The sequence below is a fragment of the Muriicola sp. genome, assembly GCF_049669965.1.
GTDB lineage: Bacteria > Bacteroidota > Bacteroidia > Flavobacteriales > Flavobacteriaceae > Muriicola.
The window spans coordinates 1-8,608 of record NZ_JBATLB010000049.1; the positions used below are offsets into that span (position 1 = coordinate 1).

Consider the following 8,608-nt stretch of genomic DNA (forward strand, 5'->3'; position numbering starts at 1 on the left):
ATTACCAGAAGATTTATTGCGCACAGGAAGAAAAAGGTGGTTGTACTTACGCACCGCATCGAATTAAGTAGTCAAACCTCTAGGATGCTCAAAGGGTTTGGTGTCAAGAATAAGATCATCAACAGCGATGTAAAGCAATTGAAAGAGGATGATGAGCACATGTGCTACGTAGCCATGGTAGAGACCTTAAACAATCGTCTACAGGAAGGAACCATTACAATTAAGGATGTGGGTCTGGTGATCATTGATGAAGCACATTACAACTCGTTCAGGAAACTTTTCAAGTATTTTGATTCCTCTATTATACTCGGTGTTACGGCAACCCCGTTGAGCTCCAATATTAAGCTCCCCATGAAGGATCACTACAAGAAATTAATTGTAGGAGAATCCATCCAATCCCTGATCAAAAAACAATTCCTGGCCCGAGCTAATATGTATAATTACGATGTAAGCCTTCGATCCTTAAAGCTGGGTATCAGTGGGGATTACACGGTAAAGTCGTCCGACGAATTATACGGAAATCAAAATATGCTCGGAAAATTACTGAGTGCATATGAAGAAATTGGTAAAGGTACCAAAACACTAATCTTCAATAATGGTATCAATACGTCCCGGTATGTCTATGAGATCTTTAAAAAAGCAGGGTATAACATTCGGCATTTAGACAACAAAAATACCGCCTCAGAAAGGAAGGATATCCTGGAATGGTTTTCTACCACTCCAGACGCTATTCTGACGTCAGTTAGTATCTTAACTACAGGCTTTGATGAACCTACTGTAGAGACTATTATCCTTAACAGGGCCACCAGGTCTCTTACACTGTATTTTCAAATGATAGGGCGGGGTTCACGGATATTACCAGATAAAAACGAATTCACAGTGGTAGATCTGGGGAATAATATTGCCAGATTTGGTATGTGGGATGCTCCCATAGATTGGCAGGAGATCTTTCATTTTCCGGATTTCTATTTGGAAAACATCAAAAACGATGAGGATATAGAAAGGGAGTTTATCTATGAAATGCCGCCAGAATTAAGAGAAAAGTTTTCAAAGTCGAAGGATATTGATTTCGATATTAAAGAAACCTACAAAGAAGTATTTGCTCAGGGTTTAAAATCTAAGACGGTACTCGAAAGGAGTATTGAACAGCATGCTCAAATTTGCCTTGAAAACAGCGAGGATGTTTTTGATGCGCGTATTCTTGCGAAACAACTGAAGGAAGAGATAGAATACAGAGTGAGGCAATACTCCTATTGCATCATGAACAACACAAAGAATTACAAAGAGTGGCTGGAAGAAGATTATGAACGCAAACTTAGATTGCGAATATCTCAGAAGTTTGCCGCAAGGATGTAAGCATGAAAGAAAACCTGCAAAAGGTTCTGATTATTGGGTTAATATGGCCGGAACCGGAGGCGACGGCAGCAGGTATTCGCAGCATTCAGATCATTCACTTTTTTAAGGAACAAGGCTTTAATGTTACCTTCAGTTCATCGGCAACCAAATCTGTTCATAGCATCGCCCTGGAAGAAATAGGCGTCAATGCTGTGACTGTTCGTTTAAATCACCAAAGTTTTGATCACTTTATCAAGGAACTACAACCTCAGATCGTAGTTTTTGATCGCTTCCTGACGGAAGAACACTTTGGATGGCGTGTTGCGGAACATTTACCCGATACCATCCGTATCATTGATACACAAGACCTGCATTCGCTTCGCAAAAGCAGGGAAAATGCCTTCAAGGAAGGGATTCAGTTTACTCCAGACTATTGGCGCAGACAAGAATTGACAAAGCGCGAGATCGCTAGTGTATACAGGTCTGATCTTTCCCTGATTATTTCATTGTTTGAGATAGATTGGCTGCAGAAACACCTGGCTATAGAAGACTCTTTATTGTGTTATTTTCCTTTTGCAATGGCTGCAGACAAGGCTACGCCAGAATCCACGGGACCTTCCTTTCAAGAACGCAAGGATTTTGTCTTTATAGGTAATGGAAAACACGCTCCAAACACCGATGCCATTACATATTTAAAACACGAGATATGGCCCTTGATAAAAAAAGAGGTACCTCAGGCCTCATTGCATATCTACGGGGCCTATATGCCTCCAAAAATTAAAGCCCTGAACAATGCTGAGGAACATTTTTTTGTGCATGGTTGGGCAGAAGATGTAAAGGAAATAATGCAGCAATCAAGGGTTAATTTGGCACCGCTGCGGTATGGTGCCGGGCTAAAGGGTAAACTGTTTATGGCGGCTTCTCACGGCACACCCTCTGTAACCTCAGCCATAGGGGCAGAAGGTACTCACCTTCAAAACATAGCCCCACTTGTCGGAACAGATACGAATGATTTCGCCCAAAAAGCAATAGCCGTATATCAGGACTGTTCATTGTGGAATAATTGCAAGTTGCAAGGAACTGAAATGCTACACAAACACTTTAATAAAGTTGAACATGAAGCAATTTTGCTCCACACACTTCAGGATCTACAGGCAAATTTAAGGGAGCACCGAGAACAAAATTTTACAGGTAGCATGCTGCTGCATCACAACATGGCCAGCAGTAAATACCTGTCTAAATGGATAAGTTTAAAACAAGAAAAAAGCGAGATAAATGCAGATCCTGATCCAATCTCTTAAATGGTTTGTCGGAGGAGGGAGATGTTTTATCTTTAAAGACCAAAACAAGAATTAAAATGAGTTCAATCATAAAATGGACCACTGTAAAGGAATTTGAGGACATAACGTATAAAAAGTGCAATGGGGTAGCGCGTATTGCTTTTAACCGACCTAATGTTCGAAATGCGTTCAGGCCCAGAACTACCAAAGAATTATACGAAGCTTTTTACGATGCACAGGAAGACACTTCCATTGGGGTGGTCCTACTATCTGCTGAAGGACCTTCCACTAAAGACGGGGTCTATTCGTTTTGTAGTGGGGGTGATCAGAAAGCAAGGGGCCATAAGGGATATGTAGGGGAAGATGGCTATCACAGATTAAATATCCTGGAAGTTCAACGTTTGATCCGCTTTATGCCCAAAGTGGTAATTGCCGTAATTCCCGGTTGGGCGGTAGGTGGGGGCCATAGCCTTCATGTGGTGTGTGATTTGAGCCTGGCAAGCAAAGAACACGCCCTATTTAAGCAAACAGATGCAGATGTCACAAGTTTTGATGGGGGTTACGGATCGGCCTATCTGGCTAAGATGGTAGGGCAAAAAAAGGCACGTGAGATCTTCTTTTTGGGGAGAACATATTCTGCTCAGGATGCCCTTGAAATGGGCATGGTCAATGCAGTTATTCCTCATGATGAGTTAGAAGATACTGCCTATAAATGGGCGCAGGAAATATTGGATAAATCACCTACCGCCATAAAAATGCTAAAATTTGCCATGAATTTAACAGATGATGGTATGGTAGGACAACAGGTTTTTGCGGGAGAGGCTACCAGACTTGCTTATATGACCGAAGAGGCCAAAGAGGGGAGAAATGCATTCCTGGAAAAACGCAAACCGAATTTTGGGAAGGATAACTGGATCCCCTAAAAATAATGCCCTTCAGTAGTTACTATCAGTAAAAAGGGCCCTGTCTTTTACGATCAGGACCCTTTTACGAGAACACTATATGAAAATGAAAAAATTAACTCCTTGTTAATTACATAGTAAACTTACATGACAAATTCAGCCTGTCACAATTATTGTTGTCAAGGCATCTTCTTTTGTGGTGAACAGGTCTTTTTTTGATACTGCGAGTACTAAAAAGTGAGATCTATTGAATTGCTTCCAGGATTTCTTTGATAAAGGTGTTGGTGTTGAATTGGGGGTCTTCAGCTAATCCCGTCCGTACAATGACCATGTCTTTTGAGGGGATAATAAAGACGTGCTGGCCCTGGTATCCGTTGGCGGAGTACATATCTCTTGGGACATCAGGAAACTTACCATTGGCATTTAACCAAAAATGTGCGCCATAGGTGCCATCCGAATGCAAGGTGGGAGTGGTAACATAGGAGATCCAATTGGGATCGAACAGTTGCTCCCCATTCCAATTCCCATTGTGAAGATACAACTGCCCAAATCTACCCCAGTCCCTGGTATTTGCCCAGCCATAAGAAGAACCTACAAAATTACCTACCAGATCTGTTTCCAAAAGCATTGAGTGCATTCCTATCTTATCTATAAGTGCCTTGTAAGGATAGTTAAGGTAGTTTTGGTAGTCGTCAAATTTTGTTCTCATGAGTCCCGACAGCAGATTTGAAGTGCCCGAAGAGTAATTCCATACATCAGTGGGTTTGGCAATAACCTCTTTTTTGGCTTGCGAGCCCGCCATGTTAGATTCTTTAAATAACATCTTAGTTACATCTGAGATGGTTGAATAATCTTCATCCCAGGCCAAACCGCTTTGCATGCGTAGTAAATGATTTAACGTAATATATTTTCGTTCATCTTCCCGCCAGGAAGGAAGCGGCACAGGGTCGGATACCGACAATTTTCTCTGATATTCCAATATGCCAAACAGCGTAGCTAAAACACTTTTGGTCATGGACCATCCCAAAATAGGGGTGGATGCATCAAAACCACTTGTATATCGCTCCGCGAGTATATGATCTTTATAAAGAATGAGTGCGGTACGAGTCTTTACAGTATCGGCAAAAACATGATCCAGTGCTTTTTCGATTTGCTTGTAATTCACATTTTCAAAGACAGTATCCACCGGATTTTCGTGGCCCGATGGATAAGGTAATTCTATGTGTTTGCTTGAACGAGATGGTATCTGTGTGTACAGCTCCACATCTATATCCCCATTGACCAAAACACATCCCAGTCCGTCCCTACAAACTGCTTCCCGTTCCATTAACCCAAAAACGCTGGCGAATCCTTTCTTTTCGGTAGCATCATAGTGAGATTCGGCCAATTTTATCAATGGAACATTATTGTCATTTTCAGTAACAGAATTTAAGGACCTCCCGGCAATAAAAATAGAAGAGGCTGTACTTTTGGCGGCAAAACCGGAGATCAGGTTTAGTTTGGGATATTGCCAGGCAATAGTGGCCAGCAAGGCAACAAGGAAGAGTAGGATGAGTCTTTTTAAATTTTTGTTCATTTGATTACTGTAATTTGTAACTTTCTGACTTGACTAAAAGGCTTGAAATTTGCTAAACTTTTCGAAAAGGAACTTAAATACCAAGATAATAGAATTTACAATAGTTAAAAACGGAACAAAGGGAATTTATTACGTGGAATTGCTGTTTAGACGGAGATTGGTCCACATAGGTGCAAGGTCTCTGCTTACTATGCTGATGATAGCTCTAGTTGCATGCTTCCTAAGTGGATGTCAGAACCAGAAAGAACAAAAGGCCATGGCTTTATATGAGTTGCATTGTGCCAGATGTCATCTTGCGCCAAACAGAGAGGACTTGCCCAAGGAGATATGGGAAAATGCAATTTTACCGGATATGGCAGCCAGAATGGGCCTGCGGGAAAACAAGTACGATCCTTTTGCTGGCTTGTCTTACGAGGAAATGGATGCAGTGATAAAAACAGGAATTTACCCATTTAGCCCAACAATATCTGAAGGCGACTGGCAGTTGCTTAAGGCGTATATCCTTGCCGGAGCCCCAGATTCACTCTCTACTGCATCGAGTAAAACTGGATCATCAGAACTAGAGGATTTCTTTCCGCTGCAAATTTCAATAGATAAGGAAAATCGGCGTTCCTACACGTATCTGGAATATATACCCTCTTTGAACAAGGTATACCTGGGTGATATGGCAGGCGAACTCATGACCTTTGATCTGAACTCAGGAATGAAAATACTGGACCGATATGATAGTCCGGTTGTTTCTTATAATACGGAACATAATGAGTCCTATATTACAACCATCGGGAACATTCATCCCAGTGCCATTCCCTTGGGTAAGGTATTTAAATGCAGTGCCACAGATTCAGTAGAAATAGCATCAATTTTGCACAGACCTGTGCACACACTTGTGGAAGATCTTAACAACGATGGCATAGAAGAATTGGTGATCAGTGAATTTGGTAATTTAACCGGAGCCTTGTCTCTTCTCATTAGAGACCAACAAGGGAATTACGATAAGAAAATACTACTTAATCAACCTGGTGCCATTAGGATCCTTGCCAAAGATATGGACAATGATGGGCAAAAGGACCTTATAGTACTTACCTCCCAAGGAGACGAAAGTATCACCATTCTCTTTCAGAAATCTGCACTTAGCTTTGAGGCAAAAAAAGTATTGCGCTTTAGTCCAATTTATGGCAGTAGCTGGTTCGAATTGTTAGATTATGATGGTGACGGGGATCTGGACCTGGTCACGGTACATGGCGACAACGCTGATAAATCCTATGTTCAAAAACCTTATCACGGAATGAGATTACACCTCAATGATGGAGAGAACAACTTTGAAGAGGTCTTTTTCTATCCTATGGATGGTGTAACAAGAGTGGTAGCCTCCGATTTTGACATGGATGGAGATGTTGACTTTGGCTTGTTATCTACCTTCCCCGATTATACTACTGCCGCTTACCGATCTTTTGTATTTTTGAAGAATACCAACAGTGAAGCCTACGAATTTAACGCTTTCACCACAGAGGCAGCTACCAAAGGAAAGTGGTTTTTAATGGACAGTGGGGATATTGACAATGACGGGGATACGGATATCATTTTAAGTAGTTTTGCCTTGCCCTTTATTCCTGCACCAAAGGAGCTCGTCGCGGAATGGAAAGAAGAGGCAATAGACCTGATGATATTGCAAAATACATTCAATAATTAAATGACTCGCTTTGAATTAATCTTTGTATTACTAGTTTTAACTTGTTTCATTGTAAGCTGCAAGCCACAGGAAGAAACCTATATATGGCAACCATTAAGGGTTACGGCCACGGCATATAATTCTTTGGCCTCACAAACCAATGGTCATCCAAATATTGCGGCATGGGGCGATACGCTAACACCTGGAATGAAATCTATCGCTGTATCCAATGATCTTTATAAAAAAGGGTTAAAGCGCAATACCCCCGTAAAAATTGAAGGATTTGAAGGTGTATATCTTGTAAAAGACAAAATGCACTCAAAATGGGAGAACAGAATAGATATTTATATGGGAGAAGATCTACAAATGGCCAAATCATGGGGGAGAAAAAAGGTAACTATACAATATGGAATTCCGATCACTTCAACTATTGATACAATTAGTAAATAACAAATGCTTAGAAATCAACAACTTGCATTCATTTCAATTTTACTGCTTATTACTTCCTGTGCAAGTAATAAAATTGTAGACAAACCAATAGTATTTAATGAGGAGCGGATAGAACTCACCCAAGAATACCTGGCAGAGCGGTATGGATTTGAGAATCCGGGGGTCGCAATAGTGCCTAAAATGATCGTACTTCACTGGACAGCCATCCCAACCTTTGAAGGGTCGTTCGATGCTTTTAACGATCCAAAAATTCCTAATTGGCGGACCATTGTTGAAAATGTCAGCGGACTAAACGTTTCCTCACATTTTTTAGTGGCCAGAGACGGGACAATTTACAGATTAATGCCTGAAACGGTCATGGGCCGGCATGTAATTGGCCTTAACCATTGTGCCATAGGGATTGAAAATGTAGGAGGAACAAAAGAAACACCTTTGACGGAAGCCCAGTTGAAGGCCAATATCTGGCTGGTTTCCTATTTGAGTAAAAAGTACGATATAGATTATCTCATTGGACATTACGAATATCCACTTTTTGAAGGTCACGAATTGTGGCTGGAAAAAGACCCGGGTTATAGAACTGAAAAAACTGATCCCGGTGAGGACTTTATGGAAAAAGTACGAAATGCTACAAAAAAATTTAATTTTAAACCCTTGCCTCAATAAAATACTATGAAAAACTCTTTTGTTGTATTCCTTAGTTTAATTTTTATCAGCTGCTTTGATGCAGCATCCCAGGAAAGTGAAATTACAGCTTCATTGTATGAGACCTATGACCGATATAAAGAACCTTTGCTCAATAAACGAAGGATCAAGCATAAAGATATTCAGGCTTTGATTGCTCGTCATAAAAACGAGCCTGGTCTAACAATACAAAAAGTAGGAACTTCCATTGAAGGCAGGGACCTAACCCTTCTTAGTCTTGGAAATGGTTCTACAGATGTTTTTCTATGGTCGCAAATGCACGGGAATGAGCCTACCGCTACCCAGGCAATTTTCGATATTCTGAATTTTTTCAGCAGTGATGACTTTAAACCCGAAAAAGAAGCGATCCTAAATAGTTTAACACTGCATTTTCTTCCTATGTTAAATCCGGATGGAGCAGAGGTATTTAAGAGGGAGAACCGACTTGGGATAGACATAAACAGAGATGCTTTGCGTCTTCAATCCCCGGAGGGACGAACCTTAAAAAGGGTACGGGATAGTCTTGAGGCCGATTTTGGCTTTAATCTCCACGATCAAAGTACCTATTACAATGCAGAGAGAACAGAGAAACCGGCAACGATCTCCTACCTGGCCCCGGCTTATAATTATGAAAAAGACATAAATGAAAAGCGAGGAAATGCAATGAAGGTTATAGTGTTTATGAATAACATCATACAGCAATATGCCCCCGGAC

The 8,608-nt window shown here is 41.0% G+C and carries 8 protein-coding genes; 7 read left to right on the forward strand and 1 reads right to left on the reverse strand.

Features of this window, described 5'->3' with window-relative positions; all coding sequences use genetic code 11:
* The 3 genes from WBM49_RS02830 to WBM49_RS02840 form a co-directional block, all read left to right on the forward strand.
* On the forward strand, window positions 1-1,356 hold a 1,356-nt coding region (locus WBM49_RS02830; protein WP_424370547.1), incomplete at its 5' end, for a DEAD/DEAH box helicase.
* A gap of 2 nt (window positions 1,357-1,358) precedes the next feature.
* The gene (locus WBM49_RS02835; protein WP_424370548.1) at window positions 1,359-2,636 is read left to right on the forward strand and encodes a glycosyltransferase; all 1,278 of its coding nucleotides are present in this window, start codon (window positions 1,359-1,361) and stop codon (window positions 2,634-2,636) included.
* Between the two features lie 56 nt (window positions 2,637-2,692).
* Window positions 2,693-3,538 (forward strand): 1,4-dihydroxy-2-naphthoyl-CoA synthase, encoded by an 846-nt coding sequence (locus WBM49_RS02840; RefSeq protein ID WP_424370549.1) that lies wholly within the window; start codon window positions 2,693-2,695, stop codon window positions 3,536-3,538.
* 223 nt (window positions 3,539-3,761) lie between these two features.
* Here WBM49_RS02840 and WBM49_RS02845 read toward each other — a convergent pair whose 3' ends face one another.
* Window positions 3,762-5,093 carry a serine hydrolase domain-containing protein gene (locus tag WBM49_RS02845; RefSeq protein ID WP_424370550.1) on the reverse strand — a complete coding sequence of 444 codons (1,332 nt, stop codon included), beginning with the start codon at window positions 5,091-5,093 and terminating at the stop codon, window positions 3,762-3,764.
* Window positions 5,094-5,289: 196 nt separating this feature from the next.
* On the opposite strand from WBM49_RS02845, the gene WBM49_RS02850 reads away from it, so the two are divergent.
* From WBM49_RS02850 to WBM49_RS02865, 4 genes are all read left to right on the forward strand, one after another.
* Window positions 5,290-6,783: an FG-GAP repeat domain-containing protein gene (locus tag WBM49_RS02850; RefSeq protein ID WP_424370551.1), complete on the forward strand. Its 1,494-nt coding sequence runs from the start codon at window positions 5,290-5,292 to the stop codon at window positions 6,781-6,783.
* Window positions 6,784-7,212: a 3D domain-containing protein gene (locus WBM49_RS02855; protein ID WP_424370552.1), complete on the forward strand. Its 429-nt coding sequence runs from the start codon at window positions 6,784-6,786 to the stop codon at window positions 7,210-7,212.
* A gap of 3 nt (window positions 7,213-7,215) precedes the next feature.
* Window positions 7,216-7,875, forward strand: coding sequence for an N-acetylmuramoyl-L-alanine amidase (locus WBM49_RS02860; RefSeq protein WP_424370553.1), 660 nt, complete (start codon window positions 7,216-7,218; stop codon window positions 7,873-7,875).
* Window positions 7,876-7,881: 6 nt separating this feature from the next.
* On the forward strand, window positions 7,882-8,608 hold a 727-nt coding region (locus tag WBM49_RS02865; RefSeq protein ID WP_424370554.1), incomplete at its 3' end, for a M14 family zinc carboxypeptidase.

Excerpts from the sequence above, each read along its gene's own strand:
- WBM49_RS02835 (WP_424370548.1), top strand. The coding sequence starts at position 1,359 with ATGAAAGAAAACCTGCAAAAGGTTCTGATTATTGGGTTAATATGGCCG.
- WBM49_RS02840 (WP_424370549.1), top strand. The coding sequence starts at position 2,693 with ATGAGTTCAATCATAAAATGGACCACTGTAAAGGAATTTGAGGACATA.
- WBM49_RS02845 (WP_424370550.1), bottom strand. The coding sequence starts at position 5,093 with ATGAACAAAAATTTAAAAAGACTCATCCTACTCTTCCTTGTTGCCTTG.
- WBM49_RS02850 (WP_424370551.1), top strand. The coding sequence starts at position 5,290 with ATGATAGCTCTAGTTGCATGCTTCCTAAGTGGATGTCAGAACCAGAAA.
- WBM49_RS02855 (WP_424370552.1), top strand. The coding sequence starts at position 6,784 with ATGACTCGCTTTGAATTAATCTTTGTATTACTAGTTTTAACTTGTTTC.
- WBM49_RS02860 (WP_424370553.1), top strand. The coding sequence starts at position 7,216 with ATGCTTAGAAATCAACAACTTGCATTCATTTCAATTTTACTGCTTATT.